A 21,697-nucleotide genomic window follows, 5' to 3' on the forward strand; every position below is an offset into this window, starting at 1 on the left:
GTTTAAAATTAGTATACGTAACAAATTACTTCACCACCTACATTTAATTGCTTAGCTTGTTTTCCTGTCATCAAACCTTTTGATGTAGAAACAATAGCAATTCCTAATCCGTTAAGGATTCTTGGTAATTTGGCAGCACCTGCGTACTTACGTAAACCAGGTTTACTAATTCTTTGGATATCTTTAATTACAGGCTCTTTAGTGTCTTTATCATACTTTAAAGCAATTTTGATAGAACCTTGAACAGTGTTCGTCTCAAATTTGTAACTTAAGATATAACCTTGATCAAATAAGATCTTAGTTATTTCTTTTTTAAGATTAGAAGCTGGAATTTCAACAACTTTGTGGTTTGCTGCCACAGCGTTACGAACTCTAGTCAAATAATCTGCAATAGGATCTGTATACATATGTATTTGATTGCGATTATGGTTTTCAGGAAGCACCCTGCCTCCTGAACCTTTAATCAATTTATAAACTTTTTTAAATTACCAGCTGGCTTTTTTTACACCTGGAATTAATCCATTGTTAGCCATTTCACGGAAAGTTACACGTGAAATACCGAATTGACGGATATAACCTCTTGGTCTTCCAGTTAATTTACAACGGTTGTGTAAACGAACAGGTGAAGCGTTTTTTGGTAATCTTTGTAAACCTTCGTAGTCTCCAGCTTCTAATAAAGCTTTTCTCTTTTCAGCATACTTAGCTACCGTTTTTTCTCTTTTCACCTCACGGGCTTTCATTGATTCTTTAGCCATATCTTAATTCTTTTTAAAAGGTAATCCTAATTCAGCCAATAATGACTTTGCTTCCTTGTCTGTTTTTGCAGTAGTAACAAATGTAATATCCATTCCTGAGATTTTGTTTACTTTGTCAATATCAATTTCCGGGAAAATGATTTGCTCCAAAACTCCAAGATTGTAGTTACCTCTTCCGTCGAAACCAGTAGCTTTAATACCACTAAAATCTCTAACACGCGGTAAAGCAGAAGTAATAAGTCTATCTAAAAACTCATACATTCTTTCACCACGTAATGTAACTTTTGCTCCAATAGGCATCCCTTTTCTCAATTTGAAAGACGCAACGTCTTTCTTTGAAATTGTAGATACTGCTTTTTGTCCAGTGATCTTTGTTAACTCATCAACTGCATAGTCAATAAGTTTTTTATCAGATACAGCTGCACCAACTCCACGGCTCAAAACGATTTTTTCAAGTTTTGGAACTTGCATAACGTTTGTATATCCGAACTCTTCTTTAAGAGCAGAGATTACTCTACTCTTATATTCTTCTTTTAGTCTAGGTGTATATGCCATTACTATAGTACTTGATTAGATTTTTTTGAAAATCTTACTTTCTTATCTCCTTCTACTCTAATACCTACTCTAGTTGTTTCCTTAGTTTTAGGATCAATTAGTGCAATGTTAGAAATTTGAATAGAAGCCTCTTTCTTAACGATACCACCTTGAGGGTTTTTAGCACTTGGTTTTGTATGTTTTGAAACCAGGTTAACACCTTCAACTATCGCTTTATTTTTCTCACGGTAAACACGTAAAACTTTACCTTCAGCACCTTTATGGTCTCCGGCAATAACTCTTACGATATCTCCTGATTTTATTTTTAGCTTTATCATCTTAAAACGAATTAAAGCACTTCTGGTGCTAATGATACAATTTTCATGAATTGTTTTTCACGAAGTTCTCTTGCTACCGGACCAAAAACACGAGTTCCTCTCATTTCCCCTGCTGCATTCAAAAGAACACATGCATTGTCATCGAAACGGATATAAGAACCATCAGCTCTTCTCACTTCTTTTTTGGTACGCACAACAACTGCAGTTGAAACAGCTCCTTTTTTCACGTTACCGTTTGGAGTTGCATCTTTAATAGATACTACAATCTTGTCACCAACAGAGGCATACCTTCTTTTGGTACCTCCTAAAACACGAATAGTTAAAACTTCTTTTGCTCCCGTGTTATCTGCTACTTTTAGTCTTGATTCCTGTTGTACCATAATTATTTAGCTCTTTCTAAGATTTCAACTAATCTCCAACATTTTGTTTTACTTAAAGGACGCGTTTCGCTAATTCTTACAGTATCTCCAATGTTACAGTCGTTTGTTTCGTCGTGTGCAACATATTTCTTAGTTTTCAACACGAACTTACCGTATAATGGGTGTTTTACTTTTCTTACTTCAGCAATAACAATAGATTTATCCATTTTATTTGAAGTAACAACACCTATTCTTTCTTTTCTTAAATTTCTTTTTTCTTCCATCTTTCAGCAGAATACAATTATTGTAACTCTCTTTTAGTTAACTCTGTAGCCAATCTTGCAACTGTTCTTCTAACGCTTCTAATTTGAAGTGGGTTAGCAATTGGAGAAATAGCGTGAGCCATTTTTAGGTCAGCATATACTTTCTTAGTTTGACTAAGCTTTTCTTGCAACTCCGCTGCAGAAAGATCTTTTATTTCTGATTGTTTCATAATAAATATAAATTATGCTTCGAAATCTCTAGCAACGACGAATTTAGTTTTTACTGGAAGTTTCTGAGCCGCAAGACGCAAAGCCTCTTTTGCAACTGACAATGGAACTCCTCCAACTTCAAACATAATTCTTCCTGGTTTAACAACAGCAGCCCAATACTCAACTGCTCCTTTACCTTTACCCATACGTACTTCAAGAGGTTTCTTAGTGATAGGTTTGTCTGGAAATATTTTAATCCATAATTGCCCCTCTCTCTTCATGTAACGAGTTGCAGCAATACGCGCAGCTTCGATTTGACGAGAAGTTAAGAACATTCCATCTTCATGTACAGATTTAATACCAAACATTCCATTAGAAAGTTCATGCCCTCTTTGAGAGTTACCTTTCATTTTACCTTTTTGTACCTTACGGTATTTTGTTCTTTTAGGCTGTAACATTTTTCTTTAGTTTAAAAATTTACTTTCTTTTACGAGCGTCTGGTTTTCCACCTTTATTAAAGTTAGATTTACCTCTAGGGGCATCTCCACCTTTACCACCGCCAGTACCAGATTGTTTTTTATCCATCCCAGCAAGTGGAGAAAGATCTCTCTTTCCATAAACTTCACCTTTCATGATCCATACTTTGATACCCATTCTACCGTAAGTAGTGTGAGCTTCAGCCAAAGCATAATCAATATCAGCTCTGAAAGTTGATAGAGGAATTCTACCTTCTTTGAAACCTTCAGAACGTGCCATTTCAGCACCATTCAAACGACCAGAAATCAAAACTTTAATACCTTCTGCATTCATACGCATAGAAGCTGCAATAGCCATCTTAATTGCACGTCTGTAAGAGATACGGCTTTCGATTTGACGAGCGATGCTAGTCGCCACAAGATAAGCATCTAACTCAGGTCTTTTAATTTCAAAGATGTTAATTTGAACCTCTTTGTCAGTAACTTTCTTAAGTTCTTCTTTTAACTTGTCTACCTCTTGTCCGCCTTTTCCGATAATGATACCAGGTCTAGCAGTAGTGATAGTAACGGTTACAAGTTTCAAAGTTCTCTCTATGATTACTTTTGATACACTAGCTTTTGATAAACGAGCGTGGATATACTTTCTGATTTTGTGATCTTCGGCAAGTTTATCACCGTAATCATTTCCACCATACCAGTTTGAGTCCCACCCTCTGATGATACCAAGTCTATTTCCAATTGGATTTGTCTTTTGTCCCATGCTGCTTAAGAATTGCTTTGTGTGTTATTGATAGCTCCAAGCACGATTGTAACGTGATTAGAACGTTTTCTTATTCTGTGTGCACGACCTTGTGGAGCTGGACGAAGTCTTTTTAACATCATTCCACCATCTACTCTGATCTCTTTAACAAATAATCCAGCTTCTTCTAAATTACCTTCACTATTTTTTTGCTCCCAGTTATTGATTGCAGATAATAATAGTTTTTCTAATTTTCTTGAAGCTTCTTTAGAACTGAATCTTAAAATGTTAAGTGCTCTTTCTACCTTCTGACCTCTTACCAAGTCCGCTACTAAGCGCATTTTTCTAGGTGAAGTAGGGCAGTTATTCAATTTTGCGAAAGCAATAGACTTATTAGCCTCTTTTCTCGCATCTGCTGTTTCTCTTTTACGAACTCCCATTGCTTCTTATTTTTTACCTTTATTTTTTGCTCCAGCATGACCTCTAAAAGATCTAGTTGGTGAAAACTCTCCTAATTTGTGACCTACCATGTTTTCTGTTACGTAAACTGGTACAAATTGACGACCGTTATGAACTGCGATAGTTTGTCCAACGAAATCTGGAGTAATCATTGAAGCTCTAGACCAAGTCTTTACTACTCCATTTTTACCACTTTCTACGTTTTCCTGAACTTTCTTGTCTAATTTATAATGAACGAAAGGTCCTTTTTTTAATGAACGTGCCATATCTTATTATTTCTTTCTACGTTCTACGATATACTTGTTACTCGGGTTTTTCTTAGAACGAGTTCTGTAACCTTTAGCTGGCAATCCGTTTCTTGAACGCGGGTGCCCTCCAGAAGAACGTCCTTCACCACCTCCCATAGGGTGATCAACTGGGTTCATCGCTACTGGTCTAGTTCTAGGTCTTCTTCCTAACCATCTTGTTCTACCTGCTTTTCCAGATACAACTAATTGGTGGTCAGAATTAGAAACAGCTCCAATTGTAGCCGAACAAGTTAACAAGATTAATCTTGTCTCACCAGATGGCATTTTAATTGTTGCATATTTCCCGTCTCTTGCCATTAACTGAGCAAAAGTTCCAGCTGAACGAGCAATAACCGCTCCTTGTCCTGGACGTAACTCAATACAAGATATAACAGTTCCAAGAGGAATTCTGCTTAAAGGTAATGTATTACCAATTTCAGGTTGAGATTCTGGACCAGAAACTAATTTCTGACCAACTTTCAATCCGTTTTGAGCAATAACATAAGTTTTCTCTCCATCAGCGTAAGCTAATAAAGCGATGAACGCAGTACGATTTGGATCGTATTCGATTGATTTCACTGTAGCTGGGATTCCATCTTTAGTTCTTTTGAAATCAATAATACGATATCTCTGCTTGTGACCACCACCCGTATAACGCATGGTCATCTTTCCTTGACTATTTCTACCTCCAGAGTTTTTTATCGGCGCTATCAAAGAGCGTTCCGGCTTATCAGTTGTAATGGCGTCATAACCATTCACAACTCTAAATCGCTGACCTGGGGTAATAGGTTTTAATTTTCTTACTGACATTTTTCTATCTTAGATATTGTTGTAAAAATCAATTGTTTCTCCTTCTTGTACTTGAACAATTGCTTTTTTAATTGCATTTGTCTTTCCACTGATTAAACCACTTTTAGTGTATTTAGTAGATCTATCTGGTCTCACATTCATTGTGTTAACTGAAACGATAGTTACTCCATAAGCAGCTTCAACAGCTTTCTTAATCTGAACTTTGTTTGCTTTTTTGTCAACAACGAATCCGAAGCGGTTTAGAACTTCACTTTCTTTGGTTACTTTTTCAGTTACTATAGGTCTAATTATGATACTCATACTCCTATTATTTGCTTAAATTTTCTTCAATTAACTCTAAAGAACCTTCCAAAAGCACCAAATTATTAGTGTTTAATATTGCGTAAGTGCTTAATTCTGAGCTAGTTACGACATTAGAAGCCTTTAAATTGCGTGACGACAAATATACATTTTTATTTGACTCTCCCAACACAAATAGAGATTTTTTATTTTCTAACCCTAAAGCTTTCAAAACGTTAATGAAATTTTTAGTGTTTGGCGCATCAAAATTAAAGTCTTCAAGAACAATAATATTTGATTCTTTTGCTTTGATCGAGAAAGCTGATTTTCTAGCCAATCTTTTCAATCCTTTATTCAATTTGAATGAATAACTTCTTGGTCTTGGTCCGAAAACTGTTCCCCCACCTTTAAACAAAGGATTCTTAACACTTCCCGCACGAGCTGTACCCGTACCTTTTTGCTTTTTAATCTTACGCGTACTTCCAGTTACTTCAGCTCTTTCTTTAGCTTTGTGAGTACCCTGTCTTTGATTAGCAAGATATTGCTTAACATCAAGATATACAGCGTGATTATTTGGTTCAATTGCGAATACTGAATCAGAAAGTTGAACTTTTCTACCAGTATCTTTTCCGTTGAAATCTAATACTTTTACTTCCATTACTTCTGAATGATTACGTAAGAGTTTTTGTGTCCAGGAATACATCCTTTAACAACAAGTAGATTCTTTTCAGCAACTACTTTTAAAACTCTAAGGTTTTGAACTTTTACATTATCTCCTCCCATTCTTCCAGCCATACGCATTCCTTTGAATACTCTAGATGGATAAGAAGAAGCTCCTACAGAACCTGGCGCTCTTAAACGGTTGTGCTGACCATGAGTAGCTTGTCCAACACCACCAAAACCGTGACGTTTAACAACCCCTTGGAAACCTTTACCTTTAGACACACCTTGTACGTCTACAAATTCTCCTTCTTCAAAAATAGAAACATCAATAAGATCTCCTAATTTTTGTTCAGTTGCAAAATCTTGGAATTCAACGACTTTTTTCTTAGCAACAGTTCCAGCTTTTTTAAAGTGACCTAAAGCCGCTTTAGTAGAATGTTTCTCGTTTTTGTCATCGAAACCTAGCTGCAACGCTTCGTACCCGTCAACACCTTTGGTTCTGACTTGGGTAACAACACACGGCCCAGCTTCGATTACTGTACAAGGAATGTTTTTCCCGTTTTCATCGAAAATACTAGTCATGCCGATTTTTTTACCAATTAACCCAGACATAAATATTAATTATTAATTACTAAAATTCCCTTCAATTTGAAAATAACAGAAATTTCCAAACAGGGAGTGCAAAAGTAGATATTAAAATTGAATATACCAAACAGTTACAAAAATTAAATCGCTCATTATCAAAATCCAAGCCCCAAACTCACAACAAAAGAGATTTTATTTATTCCAAAATCTAAACTTTAGACTTCAATAAAATTCAATTTTACATACAACAATTACTTAAACAAATCACAACAAAAAACTCTCGCAGCATGCTAAAATAAAGACATCTATACATTTCATCTCTAGCCTTAACTACAAAAAAATCAAATTAAAAATCACCTTGAAGCAACAAAAAAAGCGAGACACTTACGTCTCGCTTTTATATATAAAAAATATAAAAAAAATTATACTTTTATCTCTACTTCAACACCACTTGGCAATTCAAGTTTCATTAATGCATCGATAGTTTTTGATGAAGATGAATAAATATCAATCAATCTCTTGTATGACATTACTTCAAACTGTTCTCTCGCTTTTTTGTTAACGTGCGGAGAACGTAGCACAGTGAAAAGTTTTTTGTGAGTTGGCAACGGAATTGGACCTGTTACAACTGCTCCAGTAGTTTTTACTGTTTTTACGATCTTTTCAGCAGATTTATCTACCAACATGTGATCGTAAGATTTTAGTTTTATTCTGATTTTTTGACTCATTTTCTTAAAATTAAGCGTTACCTTTTGCTTTTTTGATTACCTCTTCTGAAATATTAGAAGGTGTTTCTGCATAGTGAGAAAACTCCATTGTTGAAGTAGCTCTACCAGAAGATAATGTTCTTAATGTAGTTACATATCCAAACATTTCTGATAAAGGCACATCAGCCTTAATAGTTTTAGCACCATTTCTATCACCCATATCATTAACCTGACCTCTACGACGGTTCAAGTCACCTACGATATCACCCATATTTTCTTCTGGAGTAATAACTTCGATTTTCATGATTGGCTCAAGAATAACAGCTCCAGCAGCACGTCCTGATTCTTTATAACCCATTCTTGCAGCTAACTCAAAAGATAATGCATCAGAATCCACAGGGTGGAAAGATCCATCAGTTAAAGTTACTTTCAAACTATCCACAGCATATCCTGCCAACGGACCAGTTTTCATAGCCTCTCTAAATCCTTTTTCAACAGCAGGGATATATTCTTTAGGAACGTTACCACCTTTTACAGCATTGATAAATTGTAATCCAACTGGAACTTTACCATCAACTTCATCAGCAGGCTCGATTGTAAATACGATATCCCCGAATTTACCACGACCTCCAGATTGTTTCTTGTAAGTCTCTCTATGTGTTGCAGATCTTGTAAACGCTTCTTTATACTCAACTTGAGGCTCACCTTGGTTTACTTCAACTTTAAATTCACGTTTCATACGATCCACTAAGATATCTAAGTGAAGCTCACCCATACCTGAAATAATAGTCTGCCCAGAAGCCTCATCAGTTCTAACTGTAAATGTTGGATCTTCTTCAGCTAATTTAGCTAAAGCCATACCCATTTTATCTACGTCAGCTTTTGTTTTTGGCTCAATAGCAATACCAATTACAGGATCAGGGAATTTCATAGATTCCAAGATAATTGGATTCTTTTCATCACAAAGAGTATCTCCTGTTTTAATATCTTTAAATCCAACAGCAGCACCAATATCTCCAGCTTCAATAAATTCGATTGGATTTTGTTTATTAGCATGCATTTGGTAAATACGAGAAATTCTTTCTTTATTACCAGAACGAGTATTTAAAACATAAGATCCAGCATCTAAACGCCCAGAATATGCACGGAAGAAAGCTAAACGCCCAACGAATGGGTCAGTAGCAATTTTAAACGCCAAAGCAGCGAATGGCTCTTTAACATCTGGCTTACGTAAAATTTTCGTTTGATCTTCTTCTAATAAATCAGCATCATCAGGATGAATTCCTTCAATACCTTCTTTATCTAAAGGAGATGGTAAATACTTACAAACCGCATCCAACATAAACTGAACACCTTTGTTTTTGAAAGATGAACCAGCAAGCATTGGAATAATAGCCATATCAATAGTAGCAGCTCTTAATGCATTGTTGATTTCTTCCTCTGTAATAGAGTTTTCATCTTCCATATATTTATCCAAAAGATTTTCATCATAAGTTGCAATCTCTTCGATAAGAATAGAACGGTAATGCTTAACATCATCAATCATATCCGCTGGGATATCAACGATATCAAAAGTAGCTCCTTGAGTTTCATCATGCCATACAATAGCTTGATTTTTCACTAAGTCAACAATACCTTTAAAATCAGCTTCATCTCCAATAGGCAAAGTAATTGCAACCGCATTCGATTTCAACATGTCTTTAACCTGTCCGCATACAGCTAAAAAGTTAGCACCTTGACGATCCATTTTATTTACGAATCCCATACGAGGAACTCTATATTGATCAGCAAGTCTCCAGTTAGTTTCTGATTGAGGCTCAACACCATCAACAGCACTAAATAAGAAAACCAAACCATCAAGTACACGTAAAGAACGGTTTACCTCTACGGTAAAGTCAACGTGTCCAGGAGTATCAATAATATTAAAGTGATAAGGCAATGATTCCGGAAGCGCTTTACCTTGCTCTGTTGGAAAATTCCAAGTACAAGTCGTAGCAGCAGAAGTAATTGTAATACCTCTTTCCTGCTCTTGCGCCATCCAGTCCATTGTTGCAGCACCATCGTGTACCTCACCAATTTTGTGTGACTTTCCAGTATAAAAAAGAATACGCTCAGTAGTTGTTGTTTTACCAGCATCAATGTGAGCAGCAATTCCGATATTTCTTGTATATTTTAAATCTCTAGCCATTTCTTACGAATTAAAATCTAAAGTGAGAGAATGCTTTGTTAGCTTCTGCCATTTTGTGAGTATCCATTCTTTTCTTAACCGCAGCACCTTCTTCTTTAGCAGCAGCTAAACATTCTGACGCTAAACGTTGTGCCATAGATTTTTCATTTCTTCTTCTAGAATAAAGTATTAACCACTTCATTGCCATAGAAATTTTTCTGTCTGGACGAATCTGCATTGGAATTTGAAATGTAGCTCCACCAACTCTACGGCTACGTACTTCTACGTGAGGCATAACGTTTGTTAAAGCATCTTTCCAAATTTCTAATGAAGTTTTCTCTGAATCTTGCTTTTTAGTTTCAATGATATCAATTGCATCATAAAATACTTTGAAAGCTGTAGATTTTTTACCATCCCACATTAAGTTGTTCACAAAACGCGTTACCAACTGGTCATTAAACCTTGGATCCGGTAAAAGTGGTCTTTTCTTTGCCGCTCTTTTTCTCATGTCTTTTTCTTAAAAGTTTTAAATTACTTTTTTGCTTCTTTTGGGCGTTTAGCACCGTACTTAGATCTTCTTTGCGTTCTTCCTGCAACTCCTGACGTGTCAAGCGCTCCACGAACGATATGATATCTAACACCTGGTAAATCTTTTACCCTTCCGCCTCTAACTAATACTATCGAGTGCTCTTGTAGATTGTGTCCTTCTCCAGGAATGTAAGCATTCACCTCATTACCATTTGTCAAACGTACACGCGCAACTTTACGCATTGCAGAGTTTGGTTTTTTTGGTGTAGTAGTGTAAACACGCGTACAAACCCCTCTTCTTTGAGGACAAGAATCTAAAGCAACCGATTTACTCTTCTTAGTTATCTGAGTTCTTCCTGTTCTTACTAATTGTTGAATTGTTGGCATAATTAATACTAAAAATTATTATGTTTATTAAATTCCCGCTTTTTACGGGGTTGCAAATGTATAAAATAATTTCCACTATACAAACGTTAATCTATTAATTTTCAACAACATTATTTATTAGTATGTTTTTACAAACAAACAATAGATATTTGCATACACTTTAATTAAACAAAACATTTTCACTTGAAACAGTTTTTCAATACATTGTTTTTTTTCTTCATAAGCTTTTCTGCTTATACTCAAACCTTTCATCTAAAAATAAACGGATCAAATGAAATTGAAAACAAAATTATTGACTCCTTAAATTACACTGCAGTTCACCCAAATATCAAATCACTGTTTGATGAGATAAAAAACACTTCCGGCAAACTTTCAAAAAAAGGCTTTTTAGACAATAAAACACTTGAAAACAACAAAATAAATGACAGCACTTATGCCGTTATTTTTAGCCTGAAAAACAGAATACAAAGTATACATATATATATAGGTATAAATAATCGCTTTTTTGATTCTCATAAAAAACAAAATGACTCCATAATTCTTCCTTATAGTGAAATTGAAAACTATTTAAACTCGAAAATAATCCAAGCTGAAAAAGATGGTTTTGCACTTAGCAAAATTAAACTCGAAAATATCCGAAGAAAGGATTTGGTAATTTGCGCCGATTTAAATTTTAAATCTGAAAAAAAACGCAATGTAAATTCCATTATTCTAAATTATGTAAATAACAATTCTCGTAATTTTTTCCCGAAAGGCCATTTAAAACAACTTAACAAAAAATATCTAAACAAGACATTTAATCAGGAAATCACAAAACAGCTTTACGAAGACATTAATAATTTCGAGTTTGTTTCTCAAACTAAATATCCCGAAATACTCTTTACAAATGATTCTACTAAAATTTATACTTATATAGAAAAAAGAAAGGCAAACACTTTTGATGGTTTTATTGGGTTTTCAAATGATGAAAACAAAAAAGTAACTCTTAATGGTTATCTTGACATTCTACTAATCAACACACTTCATGCCGGAGAACAATTTTCATTGTACTGGAAAAGCGACGGAAATCAACAAAAGACCTTTAACACTAAATTGGAGATTCCATATATATTCAAGTCACCACTTGGAATAAAAGCCCAATTAAATATATTCAAACAAGACAGTACTTTTCAAAACACAAAAACGGCAATTGATTTAGGTTATTATATAAATTACAATTCTAAAATATATCTAGGATATCAATCTACTGAGTCAAGCGACATTCAAAACACCAACAACTCAACAATCAGTGATTTTGACAATTCGTATTTCACATCAACTTTCGAATATAAAAAAACAGATTACAACAATTACCTGATGCAAAGAAAAGCATTCTTGAACCTAGCATCCGGATACGGGAGAAGAAATACAAATAACGATTTAGAAACAGCCGGATCAAGCAAACAATTCTACATAAGTTTAAGTGCCGGCTATAATTTTGAACTCAACAGTAAAAATTATATTAACATAAATTCACAAAATTTTTATTTGCAAAGTAAAAACTACATTTCAAACGAATTGTTCAGATTTGGCGGAATTAAATCAATAAGAGGATTTTTAGAAAATAGTCTCCAGGCAAATTTCACAGCATCCATTCTTACAGAGTACAGATATATTGTTTCATCAAATCTCTACATTAATTCAATCTTAGATTATGGAATATATCAAGACTTAACAAGCGTTTCAGAGCCTAACAAAATAAAAAAATTAATAGGAATTGGAATTGGAACCACAATTCAAACTCCAAATGGGTTAATAAATATTAATCTCACAAACGGAGCTAATAAAACTCAGGAATTACAATTATATAACACTATCATAAACATATGTTATAATGTTAAATTTTGACCTTTAACGAAAAAAAAAAATATTTTACTAGGAAAGTTAACAAATTATTAAGAGTTTTGCGATACTAATTCAAAATATTTAAAAATGAAACTAAAGTTCAATGGATTCTTAGTGCTTTTATTAGTACTAGTTGCGCAACTTTCTTTTGCGCAAGAAAGAGCTGTTTCGGGAACAGTTTCTGACAATGCAGGAATGCCTTTACCAGGTGTTAGTGTAATAGTCAAAGGAACAAAATCTGGAACACAAACCGATTTTGATGGTAAATATTCTATCAAAGCTTCATCAAGCCAAATTTTGGTATTTAGCTATATTGGGATGAAAACCCAAGAAATAGCTGCAACTTCATCAACAGTTAATGTAAAATTAGCAGGAGATGCACAAGAACTTGAAAGCGTTGTTGTAACAACAGCTTTAGGTGTAAAAAGAGAGAAAAAATCTCTTGGTTATGCAACACAAGAGGTTAAAGGAGGAGATTTAAGAAATGGTACTGCAAGTGGTAACTTCTTAAACGAACTTTCTGGTAAAGTTGCCGGGGTTAACGTAAGAAGAAATACTAACTTTGGTGGTTCTACAAGTGCTATCTCACGTGGGGTTAAAGCTATCAATCAAAGTAATGAGATGCTTATTGTAATTGACGGTATGCCAATTAACAATGCAAACAATACTAATGATGGTACTGTAGCTCAATCAAGAGGAGCTCAAGGTTATGACTATGGAAATAATGGTATGGATATCAATCCAGAAGATATTGAAAGTGTCAACGTATTAAAAGGTGCAGCTGCATCTGCACTATATGGTTACCTTGCTGGAAACGGGGTTTTAATGATTACTACTAAAAAAGGTAAAGCTAAAAAAGGTTTAGGAATCACTGTTTCATCTGAAGTAGTTACTGGTGTAATAGACAAAAGCACTTTTACTAAATACCAAAAATCATACGGAGCTGGATACGGTGCTTCTTTTGACACTACACAAGATATTGATGGTGATGGTGTAAATGACAGAGTTGTATACATGGGAGATGATGCTTCTGTTGGAGCTGCTTTTGATCCATCATTAAATGTTTACCAATGGGATGCATTCTCTGCTTATCCAGGAAATAACAATTACGGAAAAAAAACTGCTTGGGTTGGAGCTAAAAATGATCCTACATCATTCTTTAAAAATTCTTTATCATTAGTAAATACTATCTCTTTTGAAGATGGTAATGACAAAACGAATGTTGTATTCAACTATACAAACACTAAACAAACAGGTGTAATGCCTAATAGTGAAATAAACAAAAATAATTTCAGTTTAAAATTGAACCATCAATTTACAGACAGATTATCTTTGAGCACTTTTGCTAACTTTTCAAATCAAGCTACAATTGGTAGAAACATGACTGGATACAGCGACAACTTAGTTTCTGGTTTCCGTCAATGGTGGCAGACAAACGTTGATATCAAACAACTTGAGCAAGCTTACAACGCTTCAGGCGGGCAAAACATTACTTGGAACAGAACATCTGCATCTAATGGATTCCCAGCTTATTGGAACAACCCATATTTTGATCGTTACAAAAACTACCAAAATGACAGCAGAAATCGTTTTGTAGGTTATGCTAACTTAACATACAAAATTGCTGACTGGTTGTCTGCAACAGCAAAAATATCTACAGATACATACGCTGAACTTCGTGAAGAAAGATTAGCAGTAGGTTCTGTTGGAAAAACTTTTGGTATCAATGCTTTCACAGAAACATCAGGATACCAACGTTATAATGGTAACTTCTCTGAGCAGAACTACGATTTATTACTTAACTTCAAAAAGAATTTTGGAGAGAACTTTAGCTTCACTGGAGTATTAGGTGGAACTGTAAGAAGAAATTACTTCAATCAAATTACAGCTTCTACAGAAGGAGGACTTATTACTCCGGGACTTTATAGCTTAGATAATTCAGTTTCTGGAAGCCCATTCCCTTACGAAAGAGAAACTAAAACTGGAGTAAACAGTTATTTTGCTTCTGTTTCGTTAGGTTACTTAGATCAGTTTTTCATCGATGCTACATCAAGAAGAGATGCATTCTCTCAATTACCAGAAGGTGACAACTCATTATTTAGTAACTCTATTTCAGGCAGCTGGGTTTTCACAAAAGCTGTAGATGCTAGCTGGTTAACGTTTGGTAAATTAAGAGGTGGATACTCTGAGAGCCCACTTGGAACTCCAACATTGGCTTTAGTTGATACTTATACTAAAATCAACTCATTCAATGGACAACAACAATATTCTGTAAACTCTACAAAAAACAATCCCAATTTAGAACCTATCAAAACTAAAACACAAGAGATTGGTCTTGAGATGCAATTCTTAAACAGAAGAGTTGGTTTTGACGTGAGTTTATACAAAAACGTTAATGACGGTGAAGCTATCCCAGTTCCATATTCAACTGCAACAGGATATTCAACTCGTTATGTAAATGCTGCAACTATTGAAAATAAAGGTATTGAGGTGCAATTTAACGCAACCCCTATTAAAACAAATGATTTCGCTTGGGATATTACAGTTAACTGGTCTAAAAACGACAACAAAGTAACTGCATTAGCTGATGGCGTACAGAACTTATTAATTGGAGCTTCATACCCTGGAGGTGTAACATTAAATGCAGTTGTTGGACAACCATTTGGTGTACTAAAAGGTACAGATTATACTTATACAGCTGATGGTCAAAAAATTGTTAACCCTACAACAGGAAGATATGTTATCAACACATCTACAAATAACATCATTGGTGATATCAACCCAGATTGGATTGGTGGTATTCGCAACAAATTCTCATACAAAAATCTTTCTTTCAGCTTCTTAATTGATATGAAAAAAGGAGGAGATATCTTCTCAACTGACCAATGGTATGGTGTTGGTACAGGTTTAACTGATGATACTGCCGGCAACAACGACCTTGGAAACCCAAAAAGAAATACAATTGCTAATGGTGGAGGTATAATCAATCCGGGAGTTTATGCTGACGGGACACCAAATACTACAAGAACTGCTTATTCAACTGGTGGAGCTATTACTAATGCTTACTCTAACGGACCAAGAAGTCAATATATATACGATGCTGGTTTTATCAAATTAAGAGAAGTAAATATTACTTATACTTTACCAACTTCATTAGTACAAAAAATCAAATTGGTAGATGCAAAAATCTCGCTTATTGGATCTAACTTATGGATAATTGACAAAAATCTTCCAGACGCAGACCCAGAAAGTGGTTTAGGTTCTAACATTGGATCTGCTGGTTTATCTATCGGATCTCTTCCAACCACTAGAAACATTGGTTGCAACTTAACAATAAAATTCTAAGCTATGAAAAATAGACTTCTTATATTAATACCGCTTTTATCCTTGTTTGCATCATGTACTGATGATATCACAGGATTAAACACGGACACTAAACGTCCAACTTACACTCAGGCTGAATACTTATTTACTAACGCAGAACATGCAATGGTAGATCAAGTAACAAGCACTTCTGTTAACTTTAACGTTTTCAGATTATTTGCTCAACAATGGACAGAAGTTCAATATCCACAAGAAAGTCAGTATGATTTAACAGGACGTACTATTCCTGATACTCACTGGACAACATATTACCGTGATGTACTAAAAGACTACAAAGAAGCTAGACAAATTTTGGTTGATTCAAAAGCTGCTTATACTGGAGCTCCTGAAGGTCTAATTGTTATCGATAATAAAATTGCTGTAATCGATATCTTAACTGCATATAGTTATGGAATTTTAGTAGATACTTTTGGAGACGTTCCTTATAGTGAAGCATTAGATATCTTAAATCACCCGCTACCAAAATACGATGACGCTCAAACAATCTACAGAGATCTTATCTCAAAATTAACAACAGCATCAAATGCATTAGATGCCAGCGAGGATAGTTTTGGTGATGCTGATTTGATCTATGGTGGAGATGTAGCAAAATGGGCAAAATTTGCAAATTCATTACGTTTAAGAATGGCAATTAACATGCATGATGTTGATGCTACTTATGCTTCAACTCAAGCTTTAGCTGCAATTGCAGATGGTATAATCACATCAAGTGCTGATGGAACTTATATGAATTATGCTGCAACTCAGCCAAATGCAAACCCATTGTATGTTGATTTAGTTGCATCTGGTCGTAATGACTTTATACCAGCTGATACATTCGTAAACAAATTAAATGCGCTTAGCGATCCTAGAAGACCTCAATATTTCACTGAATATCCAGTTGGATCTGGATTATACAAAGGCGGTGTCTATGGAGCAATTAACACTTACGATGCATTCTCTCATTTAACTGAGACAATTAAAGCACCAACATATCCTGGTGTATTATTTACTTATTCTGAAGTTGAGTTTTTATTAGCTGAGGCATCTGCAAGAGGTATCGCTGTTGGTGGTACTCCAGCATCTCACTACAATGCGGCCATTACAGCTTCTATGTTAGATTGGGGCGTAGCACCAGCTGCTATCGCAACTTACTTAGCAAGACCTGATGTAGCTTATGCTACAGCAACAGGAACTTGGCAGCAAAAAATTGGGGAACAATCTTGGATTGCTTTATACAACAGAGGATTTGAAGCTTGGACTTCATACAGAAGATTAGATTTCCCTGCTTTACAAGTACCTGCAGTAACTTATGGTGACATCACAGAAGTTCCAAAACGTTATTCTTACCCTAACAGAGAGCAAACTCTTAATGCTACTAATTTACAAGCAGCAGTTACTAAATTAGGAAACAATAATGTTACTACTAAAGTTTTCTGGGATAAACACTAAATTTATTCTAAATTAAATACTAAAAAGCCATCCCGTTCATTCGGGGTGGTTTTTTTTTATATAAACATTATACCTATATTTGCCACATGGAAAAAGAACATCAAATATTTGGTATTAGAGCCATTATAGAAGCAATACAAGCTGGTCAGGAAGTTGACAAAGTATTTATACAAAAAGAAATTTCCGGAGAATTAATGAAAGATTTAATGAAGGTAATGAAACGTGCCAACATTAATTTCTCTTACGTTCCGGTTGAAAAACTAAATCGATTAACACCAAACAATCATCAAGGTGCTGTTGCAACAATTTCACCTATTGGATTCATTGATATAGAACATTTAGTAGAATCGACTATTGCTTCGGGTTCAAAACCATTATTTTTAATATTAGACCAAATCTCAGATGCGAGAAATTTTGGTGCTATTATCAGAACTGCAGAGTGTACAGGAGTAAATGGAATTATCGTTCAAAAAGCAGGTTCTGCACCGGTAAATGGCGACACGGTTAAAACATCAGCAGGTGCAGTATTCAATGTACCTATTTGTAAAGTGGAACATATTAAAGATGCAATATTCTACCTTCAGGGATCTGGAATAAAAACTGTAGCCGCTACCGAAAAAACAGATCAAAACATTTATGACTTATCATTAAATGAACCCGTAGCTATTATAATGGGATCTGAAGACAGAGGTATAAATCCTTCTGTTTTAAAAATCGTAGATGAAAAAGCAAAGTTACCAATGTTTGGTTCCATAGGATCACTTAACGTATCTGTTGCCTGCGGTGCATTTTTATACGAGGCAGTTCGCCAAAGAAGTTAATATATCCCAAAAATAGAATGACAACTTAATAAACATTAAATGTCGTCAAAAGTTACTCATAATATAATACGCAGAAAAATTGGGTATGTCGTTGTAATTTTTTTAATTACAACAATGAGTCACGGGCAAACAACAAAGTATAATCAATTTTGGGGTGAGATTCAATTTAACAGAACCATTACCAAAAAGTGGTCAACAGAACTTAATTTAGGCACAAGTTACAGTAGTACTGAATCATCTGCAAATATTTTTGAGGAGAATACGCAACGATCATTTAGAGCTTGGGGGCATTACTATCTGTCTCCACGTTGGAAATTATCCTCATTTGTTGGGTACTTTAATAATAAGGATGTTCCAGAAATTGGACAATACGAATCTCCAGAATGGAGATTTGCCTTACAGGGCATCTATTATTTTCATAAAACCGGATATACATTAAGCACAAGAATGCGGCTTGAACTTCGTCATATGAAAAATGACGATGACAATTATGAAAATGTATTTCGATATCGTCAGCAAATTAAATACTTAAAGCCCATCAACAGTAAAGTTTTACGAGAAGGTGTTGTATATGCTGTTGCTTCTGATGAACTATTTTTTAAATCTGGAACAAAAGTTACCGGTCTTAGTTTTTTTGACAGAAACAGATTAAATATTGGGGCTGGTTATCTTTTTACAGATAACATACAAATCGAACTAACTTATGCTAACGAATACCTTCCGAGGGATGATGGAAATCAAATCATAAATGCCGCAGCGTTCACACTTACTTTTAATAATTTTTTTGAGAATCTAAACAAAAAGTTCTTACACAAATCCGAAACTACAAGTGATGATTAAATCTACTTTTCTTCTTCTTTTAAAAAGCAGGCCAGCTGATTTACAATTTCATCTTTATGCAATTTGAAATTGTAATCACGCATAAACTCAGTTCCCTTCATATTTATAGAAGCAACAACGGCTTCGAATTTAGAAAATGCCTTTAAATCCTTTTTGTCTATTAAATATAAAACCTGCATAACAGAATCATTTTTTATATACTGGGTATCATAATGCGTCAATTTATAAGCATTATTGTCTGCTAAGTGTATTATCAAATCATCTGTAATTTCTTTGCCTACTTTCTTTTCCGGAAATGGCATGGGCTGTAGAGCAACAAAATAATTTTCTTTATCGGTAACAATATTTATTTTTAGAGATTTAGATTTTGCGGTATAAAAAACCGCTGGATCAAAATAATACATCAGAGAACCGTCTGCAAGTACTTTATTTTTCGCATCACATTGAGCAAAAGATTCAGAACCTCCAAAAATCAATAAAATAAAAATAGAAAAGAAAGTGTTTTTCATGAGTTAGAATAATCAAATTAAAATAAATCTTGACAAATTTAATAATTTAAATCCATAAAAATTACCCCTCAAAGCCTTTATCAATTGGTTCTGATTTAGTTACAATATAATTTACAATAATATTGGAGTTAAAATACATATTAGGATTTTCATTTTCTTCTTCAGGAATTTCAGTATTTACGAAATTTCCATCCTCATCAAAATGTTTCATAAAAACATCTTGCGAAGGATCAAAGTCAGGTTTCTGCCAATCGTAAATTATAGGTTTTGTATATTCAGAAGTCTTATAATATAAAGAAAGTCCAAATCCTGTAATAAATCCTGCTAAATGACCTTCCCATGAAATTGCAGCATCAACATCGGGAAAAACATACCAAATCATTCCTCCATAAAGTAAAATAACTGATAATGAAAGTGCCACCAGACGATAATATTTAGTTTGTATTCCTTTAAAAAAAATAAAACTGACCAAAACATAAATTAATCCACTGGCACCAATATGAAAATTTTCCCTGCCAATGATCCAGGTTATTAATCCCGAAAATAGAATTCCATAACAGATAACCCCAAATGACTGCTTGGGATAAAAAAACTGCAAAGCTGTCAGCAAGACAAAAAGCGGAATTGAGTTATTATATAAATGCTCTAAATTTTCGTGAATAAATGGACTAAACAAAATACCTTGTAATCCGAAAAAATCCCTGGGATAAATTCCGTTTTGGTAAAAATCAAAATCAAATCGAATCTGAATCCAGTATATAACCCATAGAAAAAGCACAAAAAATACTGGAACTCCAATAACTGCAGTTGAAAACTTAAATTGATTATCATTCATATAGTCTCGAGTCTAATTCATGTTTTTGACATCAAAAAACTATCCAAACAAAATTTACTGATAATTTGTCAGCTATTCAATTATATGTTAAATGTTTAAAATTGAATTGGTATATAATATTTCATGTAATAAAATTAATTTTGAAAATAGTAATTTTACAAAATGGAAGCACCGTTAGCCGAGCGTATTCGCCCACAGAAATTAGAGGATTATGTTAGTCAAAGTCATTTGGTTGGGCCAAATGGTTCATTGACGCAGCAAATTTCAAAAGGAATAATTCCGTCACTTATTTTTTGGGGGCCGCCGGGAACTGGCAAAACAACTTTGGCACAAATTATTGCACAAGAATCTAAACGTCCGTTTTATATTTTAAGTGCCATTAATTCTGGAGTTAAAGACATTCGCGACGTAATTGAAAAAGCAAAACAAAGCGGAGGTTTGTTTACTGCCAAAAACCCTATTCTATTTATTGATGAAATTCACAGGTTTAGCAAATCGCAGCAAGATTCACTTTTAGCTGCCGTCGAAAAAGGATGGATTACCCTTATTGGTGCAACTACAGAAAACCCAAGTTTTGAAGTTATTCCCGCACTACTATCGCGCTGTCAAGTGTATATACTAAATGCTTTCACAAAAGATGATTTAGAAGCCTTATTACATCGTGCAATGAAAATTGATGTAGAATTAGCGTCTAAGAAAATAATTTTAAAAGAAACAGAAGCATTACTCCGACTTTCTGGCGGTGACGGCAGAAAACTGCTCAATATTTTTGAACTTGTAGTTAATGCCTCTCCAAGCGATAATGTAATTATTACCAACGATCGTGTTTTTGAATTGGTTCAGCAAAATACTGTTTTGTATGACAAAACTGGTGAACAACATTATGATATTGTTTCTGCTTTTATAAAATCAATACGAGGAAGCGATCCAAATGGTGCCGTTTACTGGCTGGCGAGAATGATTGAAGGAGGTGAAGATGTAAAATTTATTGCCCGCAGAATGCTGATTTTATCTAGTGAAGATATTGGAAATGCAAACCCAACGGCATTTATTATGGCAAATAATACTTTTCAGGCGGTTTCAACAATAGGTTATCCGGAAAGCCGAATCATATTAAGCCAATGCGCCATATATCTGGCAACATCTCCCAAAAGCAACGCATCCTATATGGCTATTGGAAATGCACAGCAATTGGTAAAACAAACAGGTGATTTACCTGTTCCTATACATTTGCGAAATGCTCCAACTAAATTGATGAAAGAATTAGGGTATGGTGAAGATTATAAATATTCTCATGATTATGCGAATAATTTTGCTGAACAAGAATTTCTGCCCGATGCCATAAAAGAAACGGTTCTTTACAATCCGGGAAGCAATTCCAGAGAGAACAGCAACCGCGAATTTTTAAAGAACCGCTGGAAAGATAAATATGGTTATTAAACCATAA

General features: G+C 34.5%; 27 protein-coding genes. 6 read left to right on the plus strand and 21 right to left on the minus strand.

Annotated elements, in window-relative coordinates; all coding sequences use genetic code 11:
• Positions 1 to 8 precede the first annotated feature (8 nt).
• The 19 genes from rpsH to rpsL form a co-directional block, all read right to left on the minus strand.
• Entirely contained in the window at positions 9 to 407 is a 399-nt protein-coding gene (gene rpsH / locus AABD74_RS01920; RefSeq protein WP_029272051.1) for a 30S ribosomal protein S8, read from the minus strand.
• A 78-nt stretch (positions 408 to 485) separates the two neighbouring features.
• On the minus strand, positions 486 to 755 hold the full coding sequence (gene rpsN / locus AABD74_RS01925) for a 30S ribosomal protein S14 (RefSeq protein ID WP_008464305.1): 270 nt from the start codon (positions 753 to 755) through the stop codon (positions 486 to 488).
• 3 nt (positions 756 to 758) lie between these two features.
• A complete protein-coding gene (gene rplE / locus AABD74_RS01930) occupies positions 759 to 1,310 on the minus strand; it encodes a 50S ribosomal protein L5 (RefSeq protein ID WP_017495015.1) in 552 nt (183 codons plus the stop codon).
• Between the two features lie 2 nt (positions 1,311 to 1,312).
• A complete protein-coding gene (gene rplX, locus AABD74_RS01935; RefSeq protein ID WP_008464300.1) occupies positions 1,313 to 1,627 on the minus strand; it encodes a 50S ribosomal protein L24 in 315 nt (104 codons plus the stop codon).
• An 11-nt stretch (positions 1,628 to 1,638) separates the two neighbouring features.
• Complete coding sequence (gene rplN, locus AABD74_RS01940) at positions 1,639 to 2,007, minus strand: 50S ribosomal protein L14 (RefSeq protein WP_007803649.1); 369 nt, start codon at positions 2,005 to 2,007, stop codon at positions 1,639 to 1,641.
• Positions 2,008 to 2,009: 2 nt separating this feature from the next.
• Positions 2,010 to 2,270, minus strand: a complete 261-nt coding sequence (gene rpsQ, locus AABD74_RS01945) for a 30S ribosomal protein S17 (protein WP_007803646.1) — start codon at positions 2,268 to 2,270, stop codon at positions 2,010 to 2,012.
• Positions 2,271 to 2,287: 17 nt separating this feature from the next.
• Positions 2,288 to 2,479: a 50S ribosomal protein L29 gene (gene rpmC, locus AABD74_RS01950; protein WP_008464297.1), complete on the minus strand. Its 192-nt coding sequence runs from the start codon at positions 2,477 to 2,479 to the stop codon at positions 2,288 to 2,290.
• A 12-nt stretch (positions 2,480 to 2,491) separates the two neighbouring features.
• Positions 2,492 to 2,917, minus strand: coding sequence for a 50S ribosomal protein L16 (gene rplP / locus AABD74_RS01955; RefSeq protein ID WP_017495016.1), 426 nt, complete (start codon positions 2,915 to 2,917; stop codon positions 2,492 to 2,494).
• A gap of 19 nt (positions 2,918 to 2,936) precedes the next feature.
• Positions 2,937 to 3,695: a 30S ribosomal protein S3 gene (gene rpsC / locus AABD74_RS01960; RefSeq protein WP_012022487.1), complete on the minus strand. Its 759-nt coding sequence runs from the start codon at positions 3,693 to 3,695 to the stop codon at positions 2,937 to 2,939.
• 5 nt (positions 3,696 to 3,700) lie between these two features.
• Positions 3,701 to 4,114, minus strand: a complete 414-nt coding sequence (rplV, locus tag AABD74_RS01965) for a 50S ribosomal protein L22 (protein WP_007803631.1) — start codon at positions 4,112 to 4,114, stop codon at positions 3,701 to 3,703.
• 6 nt (positions 4,115 to 4,120) lie between these two features.
• The gene (gene rpsS, locus AABD74_RS01970) at positions 4,121 to 4,399 is read right to left on the minus strand and encodes a 30S ribosomal protein S19 (RefSeq protein WP_115889866.1); all 279 of its coding nucleotides are present in this window, start codon (positions 4,397 to 4,399) and stop codon (positions 4,121 to 4,123) included.
• Positions 4,400 to 4,405: 6 nt separating this feature from the next.
• Positions 4,406 to 5,230, minus strand: coding sequence for a 50S ribosomal protein L2 (rplB, locus tag AABD74_RS01975; RefSeq protein ID WP_035650459.1), 825 nt, complete (start codon positions 5,228 to 5,230; stop codon positions 4,406 to 4,408).
• A 9-nt stretch (positions 5,231 to 5,239) separates the two neighbouring features.
• A complete protein-coding gene (gene rplW, locus AABD74_RS01980) occupies positions 5,240 to 5,530 on the minus strand; it encodes a 50S ribosomal protein L23 (RefSeq protein ID WP_012022489.1) in 291 nt (96 codons plus the stop codon).
• Between the two features lie 7 nt (positions 5,531 to 5,537).
• The gene (rplD, locus tag AABD74_RS01985) at positions 5,538 to 6,167 is read right to left on the minus strand and encodes a 50S ribosomal protein L4 (RefSeq protein WP_057124293.1); all 630 of its coding nucleotides are present in this window, start codon (positions 6,165 to 6,167) and stop codon (positions 5,538 to 5,540) included.
• Positions 6,167 to 6,784, minus strand: a complete 618-nt coding sequence (gene rplC / locus AABD74_RS01990) for a 50S ribosomal protein L3 (protein WP_057124294.1) — start codon at positions 6,782 to 6,784, stop codon at positions 6,167 to 6,169. The genes rplD and rplC overlap by 1 nt, the downstream gene beginning before the upstream one ends.
• Before the next feature lie 395 nt (positions 6,785 to 7,179).
• Positions 7,180 to 7,485, minus strand: a complete 306-nt coding sequence (gene rpsJ, locus AABD74_RS01995) for a 30S ribosomal protein S10 (RefSeq protein ID WP_007803605.1) — start codon at positions 7,483 to 7,485, stop codon at positions 7,180 to 7,182.
• A gap of 10 nt (positions 7,486 to 7,495) precedes the next feature.
• Positions 7,496 to 9,652: an elongation factor G gene (fusA, locus tag AABD74_RS02000; protein WP_053470826.1), complete on the minus strand. Its 2,157-nt coding sequence runs from the start codon at positions 9,650 to 9,652 to the stop codon at positions 7,496 to 7,498.
• A gap of 10 nt (positions 9,653 to 9,662) precedes the next feature.
• Positions 9,663 to 10,139 carry a 30S ribosomal protein S7 gene (rpsG, locus tag AABD74_RS02005; RefSeq protein ID WP_056200545.1) on the minus strand — a complete coding sequence of 159 codons (477 nt, stop codon included), beginning with the start codon at positions 10,137 to 10,139 and terminating at the stop codon, positions 9,663 to 9,665.
• Between the two features lie 23 nt (positions 10,140 to 10,162).
• Positions 10,163 to 10,546: a 30S ribosomal protein S12 gene (rpsL, locus tag AABD74_RS02010; protein ID WP_007136570.1), complete on the minus strand. Its 384-nt coding sequence runs from the start codon at positions 10,544 to 10,546 to the stop codon at positions 10,163 to 10,165.
• A gap of 183 nt (positions 10,547 to 10,729) precedes the next feature.
• Here rpsL and AABD74_RS02015 point away from each other — a divergent pair, with 183 nt between their 5' ends.
• From AABD74_RS02015 to AABD74_RS02035, 5 genes are all read left to right on the plus strand, one after another.
• Positions 10,730 to 12,433, plus strand: coding sequence for a hypothetical protein (locus AABD74_RS02015; RefSeq protein WP_406844532.1), 1,704 nt, complete (start codon positions 10,730 to 10,732; stop codon positions 12,431 to 12,433).
• Between the two features lie 84 nt (positions 12,434 to 12,517).
• Positions 12,518 to 15,775, plus strand: a complete 3,258-nt coding sequence (locus AABD74_RS02020; protein WP_232680694.1) for a SusC/RagA family TonB-linked outer membrane protein — start codon at positions 12,518 to 12,520, stop codon at positions 15,773 to 15,775.
• A gap of 3 nt (positions 15,776 to 15,778) precedes the next feature.
• Positions 15,779 to 17,245, plus strand: a complete 1,467-nt coding sequence (locus AABD74_RS02025; RefSeq protein WP_406844533.1) for a SusD/RagB family nutrient-binding outer membrane lipoprotein — start codon at positions 15,779 to 15,781, stop codon at positions 17,243 to 17,245.
• An 86-nt stretch (positions 17,246 to 17,331) separates the two neighbouring features.
• On the plus strand, positions 17,332 to 18,066 hold the full coding sequence (rlmB, locus tag AABD74_RS02030) for a 23S rRNA (guanosine(2251)-2'-O)-methyltransferase RlmB (RefSeq protein WP_232680690.1): 735 nt from the start codon (positions 17,332 to 17,334) through the stop codon (positions 18,064 to 18,066).
• Between the two features lie 39 nt (positions 18,067 to 18,105).
• Entirely contained in the window at positions 18,106 to 18,906 is an 801-nt protein-coding gene (locus AABD74_RS02035; protein WP_406844534.1) for a DUF2490 domain-containing protein, read from the plus strand.
• 2 nt (positions 18,907 to 18,908) lie between these two features.
• Here the strand turns inward: AABD74_RS02035 and AABD74_RS02040 are convergent, their stop codons facing one another.
• Together AABD74_RS02040 and AABD74_RS02045 are read right to left on the minus strand one after the other, a co-directional pair.
• Positions 18,909 to 19,415, minus strand: a complete 507-nt coding sequence (locus tag AABD74_RS02040; RefSeq protein ID WP_232680686.1) for a hypothetical protein — start codon at positions 19,413 to 19,415, stop codon at positions 18,909 to 18,911.
• Between the two features lie 61 nt (positions 19,416 to 19,476).
• Positions 19,477 to 20,250 (minus strand): rhomboid family intramembrane serine protease, encoded by a 774-nt coding sequence (locus AABD74_RS02045; protein WP_406844535.1) that lies wholly within the window; start codon positions 20,248 to 20,250, stop codon positions 19,477 to 19,479.
• Positions 20,251 to 20,412: 162 nt separating this feature from the next.
• Between AABD74_RS02045 and AABD74_RS02050 the strand changes: the two genes are divergently transcribed.
• The gene (locus AABD74_RS02050) at positions 20,413 to 21,690 is read left to right on the plus strand and encodes a replication-associated recombination protein A (protein ID WP_232680682.1); all 1,278 of its coding nucleotides are present in this window, start codon (positions 20,413 to 20,415) and stop codon (positions 21,688 to 21,690) included.
• The last annotated feature ends 7 nt before the right edge of the window (positions 21,691 to 21,697 follow it).

This window comes from Flavobacterium soyae (assembly GCF_045348165.1).
GTDB classification, from domain to species: domain Bacteria; phylum Bacteroidota; class Bacteroidia; order Flavobacteriales; family Flavobacteriaceae; genus Flavobacterium; species Flavobacterium soyae.

What these genes read in the sequence shown, in the direction of transcription:
- rpsH (WP_029272051.1), bottom strand. Translation starts at nt 407, where the DNA reads ATGTATACAGATCCTATTGCAGATTATTTGACTAGAGTTCGTAACGCT.
- rpsN (WP_008464305.1), bottom strand. Translation starts at nt 755, where the DNA reads ATGGCTAAAGAATCAATGAAAGCCCGTGAGGTGAAAAGAGAAAAAACG.
- rplE (WP_017495015.1), bottom strand. Translation starts at nt 1,310, where the DNA reads ATGGCATATACACCTAGACTAAAAGAAGAATATAAGAGTAGAGTAATC.
- rplX (WP_008464300.1), bottom strand. Translation starts at nt 1,627, where the DNA reads ATGATAAAGCTAAAAATAAAATCAGGAGATATCGTAAGAGTTATTGCC.
- rplN (WP_007803649.1), bottom strand. Translation starts at nt 2,007, where the DNA reads ATGGTACAACAGGAATCAAGACTAAAAGTAGCAGATAACACGGGAGCA.
- rpsQ (WP_007803646.1), bottom strand. Translation starts at nt 2,270, where the DNA reads ATGGAAGAAAAAAGAAATTTAAGAAAAGAAAGAATAGGTGTTGTTACT.
- rpmC (WP_008464297.1), bottom strand. Translation starts at nt 2,479, where the DNA reads ATGAAACAATCAGAAATAAAAGATCTTTCTGCAGCGGAGTTGCAAGAA.
- rplP (WP_017495016.1), bottom strand. Translation starts at nt 2,917, where the DNA reads ATGTTACAGCCTAAAAGAACAAAATACCGTAAGGTACAAAAAGGTAAA.
- rpsC (WP_012022487.1), bottom strand. Translation starts at nt 3,695, where the DNA reads ATGGGACAAAAGACAAATCCAATTGGAAATAGACTTGGTATCATCAGA.
- rplV (WP_007803631.1), bottom strand. Translation starts at nt 4,114, where the DNA reads ATGGGAGTTCGTAAAAGAGAAACAGCAGATGCGAGAAAAGAGGCTAAT.
- rpsS (WP_115889866.1), bottom strand. Translation starts at nt 4,399, where the DNA reads ATGGCACGTTCATTAAAAAAAGGACCTTTCGTTCATTATAAATTAGAC.
- rplB (WP_035650459.1), bottom strand. Translation starts at nt 5,230, where the DNA reads ATGTCAGTAAGAAAATTAAAACCTATTACCCCAGGTCAGCGATTTAGA.
- rplW (WP_012022489.1), bottom strand. Translation starts at nt 5,530, where the DNA reads ATGAGTATCATAATTAGACCTATAGTAACTGAAAAAGTAACCAAAGAA.
- rplD (WP_057124293.1), bottom strand. Translation starts at nt 6,167, where the DNA reads ATGGAAGTAAAAGTATTAGATTTCAACGGAAAAGATACTGGTAGAAAA.
- rplC (WP_057124294.1), bottom strand. Translation starts at nt 6,784, where the DNA reads ATGTCTGGGTTAATTGGTAAAAAAATCGGCATGACTAGTATTTTCGAT.
- rpsJ (WP_007803605.1), bottom strand. Translation starts at nt 7,485, where the DNA reads ATGAGTCAAAAAATCAGAATAAAACTAAAATCTTACGATCACATGTTG.
- fusA (WP_053470826.1), bottom strand. Translation starts at nt 9,652, where the DNA reads ATGGCTAGAGATTTAAAATATACAAGAAATATCGGAATTGCTGCTCAC.
- rpsG (WP_056200545.1), bottom strand. Translation starts at nt 10,139, where the DNA reads ATGAGAAAAAGAGCGGCAAAGAAAAGACCACTTTTACCGGATCCAAGG.
- rpsL (WP_007136570.1), bottom strand. Translation starts at nt 10,546, where the DNA reads ATGCCAACAATTCAACAATTAGTAAGAACAGGAAGAACTCAGATAACT.
- AABD74_RS02020 (WP_232680694.1), top strand. Translation starts at nt 12,518, where the DNA reads ATGAAACTAAAGTTCAATGGATTCTTAGTGCTTTTATTAGTACTAGTT.
- AABD74_RS02025 (WP_406844533.1), top strand. Translation starts at nt 15,779, where the DNA reads ATGAAAAATAGACTTCTTATATTAATACCGCTTTTATCCTTGTTTGCA.
- rlmB (WP_232680690.1), top strand. Translation starts at nt 17,332, where the DNA reads ATGGAAAAAGAACATCAAATATTTGGTATTAGAGCCATTATAGAAGCA.
- AABD74_RS02035 (WP_406844534.1), top strand. Translation starts at nt 18,106, where the DNA reads ATGTCGTCAAAAGTTACTCATAATATAATACGCAGAAAAATTGGGTAT.
- AABD74_RS02040 (WP_232680686.1), bottom strand. Translation starts at nt 19,415, where the DNA reads ATGAAAAACACTTTCTTTTCTATTTTTATTTTATTGATTTTTGGAGGT.
- AABD74_RS02045 (WP_406844535.1), bottom strand. Translation starts at nt 20,250, where the DNA reads ATGAATGATAATCAATTTAAGTTTTCAACTGCAGTTATTGGAGTTCCA.
- AABD74_RS02050 (WP_232680682.1), top strand. Translation starts at nt 20,413, where the DNA reads ATGGAAGCACCGTTAGCCGAGCGTATTCGCCCACAGAAATTAGAGGAT.